The sequence below is a fragment of the Montanilutibacter psychrotolerans genome (assembly GCF_003719825.1).
Taxonomy (GTDB): domain Bacteria; phylum Pseudomonadota; class Gammaproteobacteria; order Xanthomonadales; family Xanthomonadaceae; genus Montanilutibacter; species Montanilutibacter psychrotolerans.
The window spans coordinates 137638-151861 of sequence record NZ_RIBS01000007.1 but is presented as its reverse complement, the minus strand read 5'-3'; the positions used below and the strand labels follow the sequence as shown (position 1 = coordinate 151861).

Genomic DNA, 14224 nt, shown 5'->3' with positions numbered 1-14224 from the left:
GCGACGGCGCGCATCGCCACCTAGGTCTGCAACTGTTCGAGGACGCGGCGGGCCTGGTTTGCCAATGCATCGCGCAAGGCGGCTGGCTCGCGTATGCGAAAGCCGATGGACAGGCGCATCAATTCGCGCGCAAACCAGTCCAGGTCGTCGACCTGGGCGTGCAGCACCACGCCATCGCCGGTCTGCTCGAACAATCCGACACCGGCAAACAACGCCGCGCGCGCCGTGGCCAGATCGGTGAGCAGCAGCACCTGGATCGCGTGCGCACGCGGCAAGGTCGCCATCGAGGAGGCGACGTGGGCGAGGGCATCGAAGTCGTCGGGCCGTGCGTAGCTTTCCGGCAGCTCCTGCACGGCCAGCACGCGGTCGAGACGGAACGAACGCAGCCCGCCGCGCAGGTGGCAATGGCCGACCGCGTACCAGCGTCCGCCGCGGTAGGCCAGGCCCCAGGTGTCGAACGCACGTTCGCTGTCTTCCTGCAGGGCCGAGCGGTATCGCAGGCGCACGCGTTGCCTGGCGCGGGCGGCCGCACTGAGCGCGACGAGGGTGGCGTTGTCGTTGGCGGGCGCGGCACGTGAAAGATCCAGCGTCACCGTTTCGTCCACTGCGCGCACGCGCCTGCGCAGCGACGCGGGCATCACGCGTTCCAGCTTGGACAGCGCGCTGGCGACGGCCGATTGCGCCTCGGCCAGGCCAAGGCTGCGCGCGGCCATCAGGCCCAACGCCAGGGCCAGCGCCTCGTCGTCGCTGAACATCATCGGTGGCAGCTTGAAGCCGGCCACCAGCGCGTAGCCGCCGTAGCGGCCGCGCTCGGTGGTGATCGGAATGCCGATGTCTTCCAGTCGCGCGATGTAGCGGCGCAGCGTCCGGTTGTCGACGCCGAGCCTCTGCGCGAGCTCGGTGCCCGACAGGCGGCCGTGCGCCTGCAGCAGCTCAAGCACGGCCAGTACGCGCGTGGTGGGGTGGTACATGCGGCCAGTGTAGGCCGATACAGGGCGAATTTTGACCTGATTGATCGCGAGGCTGGCGCCATCCACCACCCTCCGCCATCCCGGGATAGCGCTATGCACCGAGTCCAATCGCCGAATCGTCGCCACCTGTCCGGACCCGCCGGGCGGGGTGCGGCCCTGCTGTCGTGCCTGTTCGCCGCCACCGCGCCGCTGGCCGGTCACGCCCAGGACGCCTCCCACCCAACGCCGTCCGGAACGCCCGCCGCCATGATCAGCAGTCCAACCACGACCCGTCACGACGGCGCCCGCGAATTCGATTTCGTCGCCGGCCGCTGGTACGCCCACAGCAAGCGCCTGGTGAACCCGCTGGGCGGGGCACCACAGTGGGAGGAGTTCGATTCGATCCACGACGGCGTGGTGCTGCCCGGCGGCATCGGATCGGCCGACGACTACCGCATCGTCGGGCGGCCGGAGTTCCATGGCCTGGCGCTGCAGTTGCACGATCCCACGACCGGGCAATGGCGCCTGTACTGGTACCGGAAGGGCGTGCTGACGGCGCCGCTATTGGGACGGTTCGACAACGGCGTGGGCGTGTTCGAGGGCGACGACGAGCACGAAGGTCGACCGATCCGCACGCGCTATACCTGGTCCGGCATCAGCGCCGAATCCGCGCGCTGGGAGCAGGCGTTCTCGGCCGATGGCGGGGCCACCTGGGAGACCAACTGGGTGATGGATTACCGGCGCAGCGCGCCGCCCTCGGGGAAATGAGGCGATGGACTACGCGACGCAACTCTGGTTGTTCTTCGCACTGGTGTTTGCGGTGGTGATCCTGCCCGGTCTCGACATGGCCTTCGTGTTGGCCAGTGCGCTGACCGGTGGGCGGCGTAGCGGCCTGGCCGCGGTTGCCGGGCTGGTGGCGGCCGGCGGATGCCACGTGCTGGCCGGTGCGCTGGGCATCGGCATGCTGATGAAGGTGATGCCGGCGGCGTTCAACGCCGTGCTGTTGGTCGGGGCGGTGTACGTGGCGTGGATCGGCTGGTCGCTGCTGCGCAGCCGTGGCGGATTCGGGGCGGTCGACGACATCGCCTCGCGCAGCCTGTGGGCGACGTTCCGACAGGCGGCGCTGACCAACCTGCTCAACCCGAAGGCCTACATGTTCATGCTGGCGGTATTCCCGCAGTTCCTGCGCACCGAGTTCGGCGCAATCGCGCCCCAGGCGGTGGTCCTGGGCGTGATCATCGCCGCGACGCAGGCCGGCGTGTACGGCGCGATCGCACTGGTGGCCGCCGATGCGCGTGGCTGGTTGCAGTCGCGTCCGGCGGCCGGGCTGGTGGTCAACCGCGGTGTCGGCGTGGTGCTGATCGCCGCGGCGGCAATCACTGGCCTGCAGGGCTGGCGGATGCTCTGACCGTGACGTGCGCGGTGGCCATCAGCCCACGGCGACGACGTGGATCTCGATGCCGTCGAGCGTCACCACCTGGCCTGCGTGGATCTTGCAGGTCTTGCGCAGTTCCAGCGCGCCATCGACCGCGACGGCGCCGCTGGCCACGATCGCCTTGCCGGCGCCGCCGCTGTCACACAGCCCCACCAGTTTCAGCAACTGGTTGAGTTCGACGAAATCGCGGTCGAGTTCGAATTCGAGGGTCTGCATGGCGAGGGCGGCGCGAAAGGGCGGGCAGGATCGCAGCGCCGGGTGGCTCAGGCAAGGGCGAGGGCAACCGGGGCGTAGTCCGTGCCCTGGGCGGCCAGCGCGCGCTTCTTTGCCGGTGTCAGCTGCTTGATCGCATACTCGGCGCGGCTGGCAGCGGCGCGGTCGGCGTATTCGAACTGGGCGAGCAGGCGCACCGGCGGGTGCGAGCGCGTGTATCGGGCGCCCTTGCCAGCCACGTGCTGGTCGTAGCGGCGTTGCACGTCGGTGCTGATGCCGGTGTAGACGCTGCCGTCGCGGCATTCGATCAGATAGAGGAACCAGGGTCGCATCGGCGCCAGCCTAGCCCAGGCATGGCCATTTCTGCGCGTGATGATGCCGCCCCATGGGAGGGTGGGCGGCGCCGGTGTCCTGTTCACGTTCACGCGCTGGTGCCGCGCGCAGGCGCAGCATTTACCGGGCAATGGAGACCAGGTGACGCCGCGAGGCCCTCTCAGGCTGCAACTTGTTCCGGGCGGCCAAATCCCGCTGGAAACGCCACGATGCGATGCAGCAAGCGTTTCAGCCCAACGGCGTGACGGATTTGTGAACCCGTCGCTTCCATACGCATGCGAACGTCATTGCGGTGCCGCGGGTCGACTCCGACAATGCTCCCGTCCTTCCGGAGATGTGCCTTGAGTTCTGTCGAACAACCAAAGAAGACCGTCAGCACTGCGCGCCACCTCGCCGCCCAGTTCGCCAAGCCGCATTTCGGCCGCGCGTTGTGGCAGGTGATCAACACGATGCTGCCGTTCGCGCTGCTGTGGGTGCTGATGGCATGGAGCGTGGTGGGTGAGTGGGGTTACGGCTGGACGCTGCTGCTGGCGCTGCCGACCGCGGGCCTGTACGTGCGCGCCTTCATCATCCAGCACGACTGCGGGCACGGTTCGTTCTTCGCCGACCAGCGCCTCAACGACCTGGTGGGCCGCTGCCTCGGCGTCGTCACCCTGTTTCCGTATGGCTACTGGAAGAAGACCCACGCGATCCACCACGGCACCTCGGGCAACCTCGACCGCCGCGAGATGGGCGACATCGAAACCCTGACCGTCGCCGAGTACCAGTCGCGCTCGTGGCTCGGCCGGTTTGGCTACCGCCTGTACCGCAGCACCCCGGTGCTGCTGGGCGTCGGCCCGCTGTACCAGTTCGTGCTCAAGCACCGCTTCCCGTTCGACCTGCCCTTCACCTGGAAGAAGGAATGGGCCAGCGTCCTGCTCAACAACCTCGTGCTGCTGATCGCCGGCGGCCTGCTCGCCTGGGCGATCGGCTGGCACACGGTGCTGATGGTGCACCTGCCGATCGTGCTGATCGCCGGCGCCGTCGGCGTTTGGCTGTTCTACGTGCAGCACACGTTCGAGACCGCGTACTGGGTCCGCAAGGAGCAGTGGGATTCCAACCAGGCCGCCGTTGCCGGCAGCTCGTACTTCGACCTGCCGCGCGTGATCCACTGGTTCACCGGCAACATCGGTTACCACCACATCCACCATCTCGCCAGCCGCATTCCCAACTACCGGCTGCGCGAGGCGTTCGAATCCAGCCCGGTGCTGCAGGCCGCACCGCGCCTGACGTTCTGGACCAGCCTCAAGAGCGCACGCCTGAAGCTGTGGGATGAAGACCTGCAGCGCATGGTCGGCTTTCCCAAGCGCGCACGCGTCTGATCTGCCGCTTGAGTTGATGTGAAGAAAGCGGGCTTCGGCCCGCTTTCTGTTTGTGTGGGGCGGAAGAGTGGGCGCGTGCGATCACTGCATGCCGCGTCGTGCGGAAGGACGGTTGCGTAGGTCGATGCACTATCGCGGGCCGCGACGACTCGCGAAGAGAATCGGATGCGCCCGGGCCCGTCATTCCTTCTCGAACTGCCGGATCTCGTCGAGCACGCGCGAGAACCTGCGGATGCCGCCGCCGCTGAGGCTGTCATCGAGGCGACGCGCCAGGTGCGGGCGATCGGGATGGCGCGACCAGCGATGGAACCACCAGGTCCCCAGCAGGCCGGCGATACCGATCGCGGTGCCGGTACCCAGAAACGACACGACCCAGGCCTGTCCCTGTGCGTTGCCGCCGAGCACGGCCAGCACCAGCACCGGCAGCATCCACAGCAGCCACCACGGCAGGCCGGTGACCATGCCGCTGATGACATGAAAGCGCCGCAGCCGAGCCAGTTGCTTCTGGATCTCCAGTACCGGTGCGGCGTAGTCGATCCGCTGGATGTGCCCGAGCACGATGCCCGCCATGACGATGGTCAACACGCCATAGGCGTGGAGGATCAGTCCGGCCGCCAGCAGGATCGGCACGTCACGGTGTTGGGGCCAGATCGACACACCCATCAGCACGAACAGCAGGCCGAACAGCATCTGCGCGATCTGTCCCCAGAACAGCGGGCGCAGGCCGGCGCGGGCCTTGTCGAGCTTGCCGTCGATGTAGAGACGCAGGTTGAGCGCGTTGTGCCGTTCGAGCCGGCGGTCGAGCGTCTTCCAGGCCGCCTTGACGTCGTCGAGTTCCATGGTTGTTCCTTCGTGATCGGGGGCAGGGCAGGACGCGGGCGCCGGGTCAGGCCAGTTCCTGTCGGATGCGCTGCTTGAGGCGGCTGATCTTGGTGGCGACGTTGGTTTCGCTGATGCCCAGGATTTCGGCGATCTCGCGATAGCTGTGTTCTTCGAGGTAGAGCAGCAAAAGCGCACGGTTGAAGTGGTCGAGCGCGGCGATGAAGCGCTGCAACGCGCGCACCTGGTCGTCGACCTCGAAGCCGTCGCCATCGTCGCCGACCGGCTCGTGCACGGCGTCGTCCAACGGCACCGCATGGCGGCGACGCCGCCCATCGCCGCGCGCATGCGAGATCGCCACGTTCAGCGCGATCCGGTACATCCAGGTTGGAAATGCGCGTTGCGGGTCGTAGCCCGGGTACGCACGCCACAGCTGCGTGGCGATTTCCTGTGCCAGTTCGTCGCGGTCGTCCGGGTTTCGGCAATAGGTGTTGGCGACCTTGAACACGATCCCGCGGTGCGCTTCCAGCAGCGCGCCGAAACGTTGCCGGGTGGCCCGTGCCTGTTGCGCCGTGCTGTCCAAGGCCAGCTGCTCCATGTCCCGCCCGTTCCGGTTGTCGTAGTCGAACACATGATTCGCAGGCAGGGGCGGATCGTCACACGCGGGCGTCAGGGGTCGGTTGCACTGCCTGGGTTTGGTTGTTGACACAAGCTAATTAAGCAATTAACAATATTGTTAATTAAAAAGTGCCCATCAACCAACGGAGCAATCACATGAACCTGCAGATCAGCTACATCGCGTACCTGGCAATCTCGATCGCGATGACCATCTGGGTGGCACGCACCCTGTCGCGCACGGGCGAGGTGTTCCTGGTCAAGTGCTTCGGACAGGACGAGCACCTGGCGAAGTCGACCAACCACCTGCTGGTGGTGGGCTTCTATCTGATCAACATCGGCTTCATCGCCGTGCGCCTCGACGGTTGGAACCTCATTGGCGCGACGCAGAATGCCCTGCCGTACGTGGGCAGCAAGATCGGCGTGTCGGTGCTGGTGCTTGGCGCGATGCACTTCTTCAACATGATGATGATCGCGCGCTACGGCCGGACGGTGTCGGGCTGGGTCAACGACGCGACCCGCGACGCGGCGATTCCGCCGCTGCCGCGCCATTGAGGGCGCGACGGTGCTGATTCGAACCCTGTGGGCAAGCATCGCGGCGGTGCTGTCGGTGGTGTTGGTGATGGTGGTGCTGTGGGTTGGGGCGGGCGCGGTAGCCGGCCCCGCGAGCTTGCCCAGTGCCGATGCGTGGCGCAGCCTGTTCGCCTTCAGCCTGATCGTAGCGGTGGTGGCAGCAGCGGGCGTGGTGCTGCTGGGGGTTCCGGTGTTTGCCGTGCTGTGGCGATTCCGCCGCGCCCACGGCTGGCGCCTGGCCGCTGCCGGCTACCTCTCCGGTACGTTGCCCGTGCTGGTGATGGCGGTGCTGAATGCCCCGATCGGCAGCGGCACCACCTACACGACGGGTTGGCATGGCATGGAGGTCACCCTGCTCGAGCGTGGCACCCCGACGGTCTGGTGGTGGCTGCAGAACATCGAGTCGGCCAGCTTCGCCGGTGCGCTGGCCACCGTGGCGGCGCTGGTGTTCGGCTTCGCCTGGCATCGGCTGCCGGGGCGGCGCGGAGGCTATGATGATTGACACCCACACTCGCCGCGCAAGCGCCAAGCCGTTCCGACGATGAAGCAGGACAAGATCTTCGAAGCACTGGCATCGGGGCCGCGCCGGCAGATCCTGGCGTACCTGTCCGAGCAGGAACTGCCGGCGGGCGATATCGCCGCGCGTTTCGCGATGAGCGCGCCGGCGGTATCGCGGCACCTGACGGTCCTGGTCAACGCGGGCCTGATCAGCAGCGAGCGCCGCGGTCAGTTCGTGGTCTACAAGCTGGTGCCCGACAACCTGGTCAACACCCTGACCCAGTTCGCGTTCGAGATCTGCCCGGTGGGGGCTCCGCTCAAGCGCGAAAGCCGCACGGCCAAGAAGGCCGCCGCCAAGCCCCGCGGCTGAGGCGACAAACCCTTTGCGGCCCGTTGGCCGCTTGCGGGCTTCAGCTCCGAAGAGCGCCGCCAGGGAGTGCCACCGCCAGGGCAACCAGTTCCCGGCAATCCCAGTGGCTGCGTCCCGGTTCGACGCGCAAGGCCCGCGGGTTCACGCCCGTGCGGCGATTGCTGCGATCATGTCGCATGACCGAGAACACCCCAGACACCGCCGCAGCCGCCACGGCCGACCTTTCCTTTGCTTCGCTGAACCTGCCGCCGGCCCTGTTGCAGGGCATCGACGCGCTGGGCTATCAGCGGCTCACGCCGGTGCAGGCGCGGGCGTTGCCGCTGGTGTTGGCCGGGCGCGACCTGATCGCGCAGGCCCCCACCGGGAGCGGCAAGACGGCCGCGTTCGGACTCGGCCTGCTGCAACGCCTCGACCCGCTGCTGATCAAGACCCAGGCGCTGGTGCTGTGCCCGACGCGCGAGCTGGCCGACCAGGTCGGCAAGCAGTTGCGCAAGCTTGCCGTCGGCATCCCCAACCTCAAGATCTCCGTGCTGTGCGGCGGCATGCCGCTGGGGCCGCAGCTGGCGTCGCTGGAGACGCACGACCCGCAGGTCGTGGTCGGCACGCCCGGCCGCATCCAGGAGTTGCTGCGCAAGAAGGCGCTGCACTTGAGCGGCGTGCGCACGCTGGTGCTCGACGAGGCAGACCGCATGCTCGACATGGGGTTCGAGGAGCCCATCCGCGAGATCATCGGCAAGACCCCGAAGACCCGCCAGGGCCTGCTTTTCTCGGCGACGTTCCCCGACGCCATCCGGAAGATCGGCAACGACATGCTGCGCGATCCGGCCGAAGTGACCGTGGAGGCCGCGGCCGGGCAGTTGCCGGTCGAGCAGCTGTTCTTCGAGGTCGAGCCCAATCGCAAGGCGCCGCTGCTGGCAGCGCTGCTGCTGGAGTACCGGCCGGAATCGTGCGTGGTGTTCTGCAACATGCGCCGCGACACCGAGGAGCTGGTTGGCTCGCTCGAACACTACGGCTTCAGCGCGCTGGCCCTGCATGGCGACATGGAACAGCGCGACCGGGACGAGGTGCTGGTGCGCTTTGCCAACCGCAGTTGCACCGTGCTGGTGGCCAGCGACGTGGCCGCGCGCGGCCTCGACGTCGCCGACCTCGCCGCGGTGGTCAACTTCGAACTGCCTACCGATCCGGACGTGTACGTGCACCGCATCGGACGCACCGGCCGCGCCGGGAAGGGCGGCGTGGTGCTGAGCCTGGTGGCGCCGCGCGAGGTGTCGCGCGCGCAGCAGATCGAGACCGAGCAGGGCGGGCGCCTGTTGTGGAAGCGCGCCACGCCACTGGCGGGCAAGGGCGGCAACGTGCCCGTGGCGGCGATGGTGACCCTGCGCATCGACGCCGGCAAGACCGACAAGCTGCGCCCCGGCGACATCGTCGGTGCGCTGACCGGCGACGCCGGGCTCAAGGTCGAGGCGATCGGCAAGATCGACGTGTTCGCGACGCGCTCGTATGTCGCGATCGCGCGCGGCCAGGCAAACGCCGCGCTCGCGCGCCTGCGCGAAGGCCGCATCAAGGGTCGCAAGTTCCGGGTCAACCGGATCTAGCGGGTCGCCCCGGCCGTCCGGAGCCGGCCCGCACGCCGTGCCGCGGCGGCGGCTCAGCGTCCGTTGGCGCTGTACTTGCCCGGGCCAAGCAGGGCGATGGCGACGGCGGTCACCAGGAACATCGCCTGCAGTTCGATCGCCCAACCGCCCTGGCCGTTGAACCGGCCCAGTTCGCCCATGTGCACCAGCGCGATCGCCACCAGCATGTTGATCGCGATCGCCACGCCGCCGATGCGCGCGTGGTAGCCGGCCAACAGCATCAGCGGAGCGATCACCTCGCCGATCACCACGCCGTAGGCGAGCCAGCCGGGAAGTCCGTGCGCCTGCACCATGCCCTCGATGCCGGCGATGCCGCCGCGCAGCTTGGCCACGCCGTGCAGCAGGATCAGCGCGCCCAGGACGATGCGCAGGAACAGTTTGGCGAGGTCCTGCTGGACGCTGGAATCCATGGTGTCTCCGGGTGGTCGATGGCGGCAACGAGCCGGAAGGATAGGCCGCCGGAACGGGCTTGTCTGCCGGCGCGGTGAAAGGTCGATCGAGGGCTGGGCGTCGATCCAGCATTCGGCGCAATGCGCTTCGCTTATTGGCGTCCTGCGAGTGCGCCGTGCGGCCTTGCCGCGCGGTTCCGCTGTGCGCCGCGCGCATCCGGTGGGCCAGGGCCCACCCTACGGTCACAGGATTACGTTGGTGCGTAGGTCGGGCGGCTGTAGGTCGGGCTCAAGCCCGACGCCATTTGCCCGGGTACGGCCGTAGCAACCCGCCGAGAGATCACGCCTAGTCGGCCACGCCCTTGGCCTCCGAGGTGCCCAGCACCTCGGGATGCTGCAGTGGTCGCGGGTTGCCGATCAGCGGGTACACGAACACCGCTGCGAGGATGATCGCCACGCCCACGTAGAACTGCGGCGTCAGCTCGCGCTGCTCGCCCAGCAGGGCGATGGCCAGCACGATCGCGTAGACGGGTTCGAGGTTGATCGCCAGCTGCGCGGCGAACGCGCTCATGTGCCGCAGCGCGACCAGCGACAATGCGAAGGGCAGCAACGTGCAAACCAGCGACAACGCCAGCAGGTAGGCGGCATCGCGCGCACCGGGAAGGACCAGCAGATCGCCGGCAAACGCGTCCGCCAGCAGCGGAACGTGTGACATCAGTGGCGCGAGCAGGGTCAGCGCCAGCGTGCCGGCGCCCAGCTCGATGGCGGTCACGGTGAGCGGATCGCCGTGCTCGACCAGGCGCTTGTTCAACGAACCGAACAATCCCACCAGCATTGCCGAAACGGCGCCGACCGCGATGCCGACGCGCATCGACGGATCGACGCCACCGACCACCAGCGCCACGCCCGGCAGCACCGCGATGCCCAGCGCGAGGTCCCGCCGCGAGAAGCGCGTGTGCGCCAGCCACGGTTCGGCCATCGCCGTGAACACCGTCGCCAAGGCGATGCAGGTCGCGCCGATCGAGGCGTTGGCCAGCTTGATCGCGCCATAGAACGTCAGCCAATGCAGGGCCACCAGCACGCCGATCCCGGCATAGGCCATCAGCAAGCGCCCCGACATCGCACGCAGCCCGCGCCAGACCCGCGGCAGCATCGCCAGCACCGCCACCACGATCAGCATCCGCCACCACACCAGCGGCAAGGCCGGCATCGTGATCAGCTTGCCCAGAATCGCAGTGAAACCCCACAGCAGCACGCAGAAGTGGATCTGCAGGTAGGCCTTGCGGCTTTCGGACATGGGCATCGATCGGGCATTCCGGGGCAGGGGAAACCGGTGTGGCGCCGGCGGCGGTCGCGGCGCGGTCGCTGGCGAAGTGTCCGGCATACGGTACGCGCAGGTGGCCTGGGCCGTCGCGTTGCGCGCGGGCCGCGTGTCCGGGCGCGTGTGCGGTTTTCAGTCCTTCTCCACCGCCATCAGCCAGTCCAGCACCTGTTTCGCCGCGGGCCGCAGGCGACGGTGAGCCGGGTGCACGACGTAGTAACCCCAGCGCGCCTTCAGCACCGGACCGGGGAGTTGATGCAGGCGGCCGTCGCCGAGGTAGGGCCTGGCGATGCGCGCACGCGCCAGCGCCGCGCCCAGGCCGTGCGTCGCAGCGGCCAGGGCATCGGTGGCGTCGCTGAAACTGTGGCGCTCGTCGAGCCGGACCCCATGCACGCCGGCCGCTCGGAACCAATCGTGCCAGCCCTGCCGGGACAGGTCGGAAACGAGCGGCAAGTGCGCCACATCGGCGGCGTCGCGCACCGCGTCGACACCGGGCAACGACGTCGATGCCACCGCGAACAGACTGTCGTCCATGAGGTGGTGCGCGGTCAGTCCGGGCCAGTTGCCGGGGCCGTGGCGGATGCCGAGGTCCGGTCCGCCGTCGTCGAAGCGGGTCAGTGCGATCTCGGTGTCGACATTGAGCCGCAACCCCGGGTGCAGCGCGGTCAATTGCGGCAGGCGCGGAATCAGCCAGCTGTAGGCCAGCGAGTGCAGGGTGGTGACGCGCACGCGTTCGCGGTCATCGCTGGCCGCGCTCAGGCTGCGCAGGACATCGTCCATGTCCGCCATGGCGCTGCCCGCGGCGTCGGCCAGCTGGCGACCCTCGGCTGTGAGCGACACGCCGCGCGCGTGACGCTGGAACAACGGCACGGCCAGGCGTGACTCGAGCTTGCGTACGTGGTGGCTGACCGCGCTGGCGGTCAGGTGCAGCTCCTCGGCCGCGTGGGCGAAGTTCTGGTGACGCGCTGCCGCCTCGAACGCCGCCAGCGCCGGCAGCCAGTCCGCACGCAATGCCATAAGAGCCTCAAATATGGTTTGTGTCTGACGCCGAAAGTATGCGCTTGTAACGGCCGCGGTAGAACGGAGAATTGCCCGAAGACAACAGTCAGACTCGTGTGAAGGCGCATGGATACCCCGAACCCGCTGTCGATCCTCCCCCAGGTCAACGCGTTGCAGGTCGACCAGATCGAGGCTGTCGAGGTTGGCCCCGGCTGCACCCGACGCACCCTGCCGGGCAATCCCGGCGTGCGCGCCTGGCTGGTCGAAATGGCCCCGGGCAGCCAATGGCCGCATGCGGACCACCACGACACCGGCCAGATGTTCTACGTGCTCAGTGGCGAGGTCATCGAGGACGATGGCGCTCTCCACGGGCCCGGCACCTGGGTGTGGTTTGCGCCCGACACCCGGCACCGCCCCCGCAGTGAAACCGGTGTGCGCCTGCTGGGCATGAACGTCGCGCAGGCAGGATTCATCGCTTCCGGCGGCAGCCCCGATGCCCTGCTGCATTCCTACCACCCGACCCAGGGTTGATCCGGTCATTCCGGTAACACCTTCGCTCCCTCAGGACCCGTCGATGAACAGTGTCGCCCACGCCACCGTGTTACCCGCCAGTCGCGAAAGCAGCTGGCGCACGCCACTAGAACTCGCCGTGCTCGGCGCGATCTGGGGCGCTTCGTTCCTGTTCATGCGCATCGCCGCGAAGGACTTCGGGTCCTCTGCGCTGGTGGAGATCCGACTGGCGCTGGGTGCGCTGGTCCTGATGCCATTCCTGTGGCGCGCCCGCGCGGTGATGGTGCCCCGGTTGTGGCCCAAGCTGGCGCTGATCGGCGTGCTGAACTCGGCGATTCCATTCGTGCTGTTCGCCTGGGCCGCGCAGAACGCACCGGCCGGCGTGGGCGGCATCACCAATGCGATGACGGTGCTGTTCACCGCGCTGGTCGGGATGCTGTTCTTCAAGGAATCCATTGGCCTGCGTCGCGGCGTGGCATTGCTGGTCGGCTTTGCCGGCGTGGTGGTGCTGGCCAGCGGCAAGACCGCCGGCGCGAGCATTGGCTGGGCGGTAGTCGCCGGCTGCACCGCGGCGTTCCTGTACGGCGTCGGTGCGCACCTCGTGCGTCGTCACTTCACGGGCTTGCCGCCCGCCGCGGTGGCGGCGGCGACCCTGGGCGCCTCGGCGCTGTTGGTGTTGCCGTTCGCGTTGGCGCATTGGCCGAGCGAGCCGATTCCGATGCGTTCCTGGGGTGCGGCCGCGATGCTCGGCGTGCTCTGCACCGGCATTGCGTACGCGCTGTACTACCGTTTGATCCAGCGCATAGGCGCCGGCCGCGCGGCCACCGTGACCTACCTCGTGCCGCTGTTCGCGGTGGCCTGGGCCTGGTTGCTGCTGGACGAGCCGTTGACGCTGACGATGGGCATTTCCGGTGCATTGATTCTGGGCAGCGTGGCCATGAGCCAGAGGGCCGGCAAATGAGCGCGACGTCTGCAACGAACGACAAGCGCGTGGTGTTCGATTTCGAGATCGACTTCAGCAACGGCGGCGGCATACAGGGCCAGCAGTTCCGCCTGGACATCGAAGGCGACGACATCGACGACGACGCGCTGGCCGATTACATCGTCCACGACCTGCGCCTGCTGATGGTCGGGGCGGTGCGGATACTCAACAAGCGCATCATCGTCGAGGCGCACAAGCGCACGTAGTTGCTGCGCGCGGGCGCGGCGTTCAACGACGACGCCTACCCGAGGCGGTCTGCTGGAGTGGCGTGCACGGCAACGTGCACGCCGCGTCGCCAGGCGCATTCAAGCTCGTGCGGGGCGTCGTTACCGGGTGTCCTGTCGCAATTGTTCGATCAGCGCCATCGCCGCGGCCGGGTTGCGTTCCTTGGCAGACGCGATGAAGAACACGAACACATCGCGAGCCGGCGTCGCCGGTGCGGGCCCGGCATCGAGGCGCGGCAGATCGTCCGGCTCGCCACCTGCCGACCACTGGCGCGCGCGATCGGCCCAGCGCTGGAGTTCGTCGTCGGGGTAGCCGCTGTCGATGTCCGCGCGCGATTGCATCAACCGGGCATAGACGAAATCGGCAGTGAGGTCGGCGAACGACGGGTGCTCGGGCGAGTCGGTGAACACCGTCGCCATGCCGTGTTGGCGCGCCATGGCCAGGTAGTCGGCGTCGACGAAGGCAAGGTCGCGCACGTCGAGCACATGGCGAAGCGCACGGCCGTCCAGCGTGCGCGGCAACAGCGCCAGGAACGCCGCAAAGTCGGCGCGATCGATGGACGGTCCGCGATCGAACTGCCAAACCAGCGGACCCAGGCGATCGCCGAGCGAGGCGAGGTCGCCGACGAAGGCGTCGATCGCGCCACCGGCCTTGGCCAGCACGCGCGATCGCATGATGCGTTCGGGCGCCTTCAGCGAGAACACGAAACCGTCGGGCACCTGCGCGGCCCATTGCGCGTACGTCGCCGGTTTCTGTGCGCCGTAGAAGGTGCCGTTGACCTCGATGGCGCTGAGTCGGCGGCTTGCGTACTCGAGCTCGCGGCGTTGCACCAACCCGGCCGGATAGAAATTCTTCCGCCACGGTGCATAGGTCCAGCCGCCGACACCGACGCGGATACCGTCGATTGCCGGGGTGCCGTCGTCGCGCGCGACGTCGACGCCGACGGACGGCGATGGGGATGTCGCGGGCGACTTGCGTGTGGGTGTCATGGGCTCGG

At 68.1% G+C, this 14224-nt stretch carries 19 protein-coding genes; 10 read left to right on the top strand and 9 right to left on the bottom strand.

All coding sequences use genetic code 11. The annotated features are described in order from the left end of the window. Nucleotides 1-20 precede the first annotated feature (20 nt). The gene (locus EER27_RS14245) at nt 21-971 is read right to left on the bottom strand and encodes a helix-turn-helix transcriptional regulator (protein WP_123088790.1); all 951 of its coding nucleotides are present in this window, start codon (nt 969-971) and stop codon (nt 21-23) included. Nucleotides 972-1217: 246 nt separating this feature from the next. Here EER27_RS14245 and EER27_RS14240 point away from each other — a divergent pair, with 246 nt between their 5' ends. Continuing rightward, nucleotides 1218-1718: a hypothetical protein gene (locus EER27_RS14240; protein WP_123088824.1), complete on the top strand. Its 501-nt coding sequence runs from the start codon at nt 1218-1220 to the stop codon at nt 1716-1718. Between the two features lie 4 nt (nt 1719-1722). Then, entirely contained in the window at nt 1723-2358 is a 636-nt protein-coding gene (locus tag EER27_RS14235; RefSeq protein ID WP_123088789.1) for a LysE family translocator, read from the top strand. A 21-nt stretch (nt 2359-2379) separates the two neighbouring features. Here EER27_RS14235 and EER27_RS14230 read toward each other — a convergent pair whose 3' ends face one another. After that, nucleotides 2380-2601, bottom strand: a complete 222-nt coding sequence (locus EER27_RS14230) for an RNA-binding S4 domain-containing protein (protein WP_123088788.1) — start codon at nt 2599-2601, stop codon at nt 2380-2382. A 47-nt stretch (nt 2602-2648) separates the two neighbouring features. Continuing rightward, the gene (locus tag EER27_RS14225) at nt 2649-2939 is read right to left on the bottom strand and encodes a GIY-YIG nuclease family protein (RefSeq protein WP_223807357.1); all 291 of its coding nucleotides are present in this window, start codon (nt 2937-2939) and stop codon (nt 2649-2651) included. A 333-nt stretch (nt 2940-3272) separates the two neighbouring features. Between EER27_RS14225 and EER27_RS14220 the strand changes: the two genes are divergently transcribed. Beyond that, a complete protein-coding gene (locus tag EER27_RS14220; RefSeq protein WP_190285816.1) occupies nt 3273-4292 on the top strand; it encodes a fatty acid desaturase in 1020 nt (339 codons plus the stop codon). 180 nt (nt 4293-4472) lie between these two features. Here EER27_RS14220 and EER27_RS14215 read toward each other — a convergent pair whose 3' ends face one another. After that, complete coding sequence (locus EER27_RS14215; RefSeq protein WP_123088785.1) at nt 4473-5132, bottom strand: serine/threonine protein kinase; 660 nt, start codon at nt 5130-5132, stop codon at nt 4473-4475. Nucleotides 5133-5178: 46 nt separating this feature from the next. Next, nucleotides 5179-5709, bottom strand: a complete 531-nt coding sequence (locus EER27_RS14210; RefSeq protein WP_123088823.1) for an RNA polymerase sigma factor — start codon at nt 5707-5709, stop codon at nt 5179-5181. A gap of 176 nt (nt 5710-5885) precedes the next feature. Here EER27_RS14210 and EER27_RS14205 point away from each other — a divergent pair, with 176 nt between their 5' ends. From EER27_RS14205 to dbpA, 4 genes are all read left to right on the top strand, one after another. Then, complete coding sequence (locus EER27_RS14205) at nt 5886-6281, top strand: hypothetical protein (RefSeq protein WP_123088784.1); 396 nt, start codon at nt 5886-5888, stop codon at nt 6279-6281. A 10-nt stretch (nt 6282-6291) separates the two neighbouring features. Then, entirely contained in the window at nt 6292-6801 is a 510-nt protein-coding gene (locus EER27_RS14200) for a hypothetical protein (protein WP_123088783.1), read from the top strand. Nucleotides 6802-6840: 39 nt separating this feature from the next. Then, nucleotides 6841-7167, top strand: coding sequence for an ArsR/SmtB family transcription factor (locus tag EER27_RS14195; RefSeq protein ID WP_123088782.1), 327 nt, complete (start codon nt 6841-6843; stop codon nt 7165-7167). Nucleotides 7168-7343: 176 nt separating this feature from the next. Next, complete coding sequence (dbpA, locus tag EER27_RS14190) at nt 7344-8762, top strand: ATP-dependent RNA helicase DbpA (protein ID WP_123088781.1); 1419 nt, start codon at nt 7344-7346, stop codon at nt 8760-8762. A gap of 53 nt (nt 8763-8815) precedes the next feature. Here dbpA and EER27_RS14185 read toward each other — a convergent pair whose 3' ends face one another. The 3 genes from EER27_RS14185 to EER27_RS14175 all read right to left on the bottom strand — a co-directional run bounded on the left by EER27_RS14185 (nt 8816) and on the right by EER27_RS14175 (nt 11528). Beyond that, complete coding sequence (locus EER27_RS14185) at nt 8816-9211, bottom strand: DoxX family protein (protein WP_123088780.1); 396 nt, start codon at nt 9209-9211, stop codon at nt 8816-8818. A 325-nt stretch (nt 9212-9536) separates the two neighbouring features. Continuing rightward, nucleotides 9537-10493, bottom strand: coding sequence for a DMT family transporter (locus tag EER27_RS14180; protein WP_123088779.1), 957 nt, complete (start codon nt 10491-10493; stop codon nt 9537-9539). Nucleotides 10494-10643: 150 nt separating this feature from the next. Then, nucleotides 10644-11528, bottom strand: coding sequence for a LysR substrate-binding domain-containing protein (locus EER27_RS14175; RefSeq protein ID WP_123088778.1), 885 nt, complete (start codon nt 11526-11528; stop codon nt 10644-10646). Nucleotides 11529-11636: 108 nt separating this feature from the next. Between EER27_RS14175 and EER27_RS14170 the strand changes: the two genes are divergently transcribed. From EER27_RS14170 to EER27_RS14160, 3 genes are read left to right on the top strand one after another with little or no spacing between them, the layout of a single operon-like run. Continuing rightward, a complete protein-coding gene (locus EER27_RS14170) occupies nt 11637-12041 on the top strand; it encodes a cupin domain-containing protein (protein WP_123088777.1) in 405 nt (134 codons plus the stop codon). A 43-nt stretch (nt 12042-12084) separates the two neighbouring features. Then, nucleotides 12085-12981, top strand: a complete 897-nt coding sequence (locus EER27_RS14165; RefSeq protein WP_123088776.1) for a DMT family transporter — start codon at nt 12085-12087, stop codon at nt 12979-12981. Beyond that, nucleotides 12978-13208 (top strand): cyclase, encoded by a 231-nt coding sequence (locus EER27_RS14160; RefSeq protein WP_123088775.1) that lies wholly within the window; start codon nt 12978-12980, stop codon nt 13206-13208. The genes EER27_RS14165 and EER27_RS14160 overlap by 4 nt, the downstream gene beginning before the upstream one ends. Nucleotides 13209-13328: 120 nt before the next feature. On the opposite strand, the gene EER27_RS14155 is transcribed toward EER27_RS14160, so the two are convergent. After that, nucleotides 13329-14216 carry a DUF72 domain-containing protein gene (locus EER27_RS14155; protein ID WP_123088774.1) on the bottom strand — a complete coding sequence of 296 codons (888 nt, stop codon included), beginning with the start codon at nt 14214-14216 and terminating at the stop codon, nt 13329-13331. Nucleotides 14217-14224: the final 8 nt, after the last annotated feature.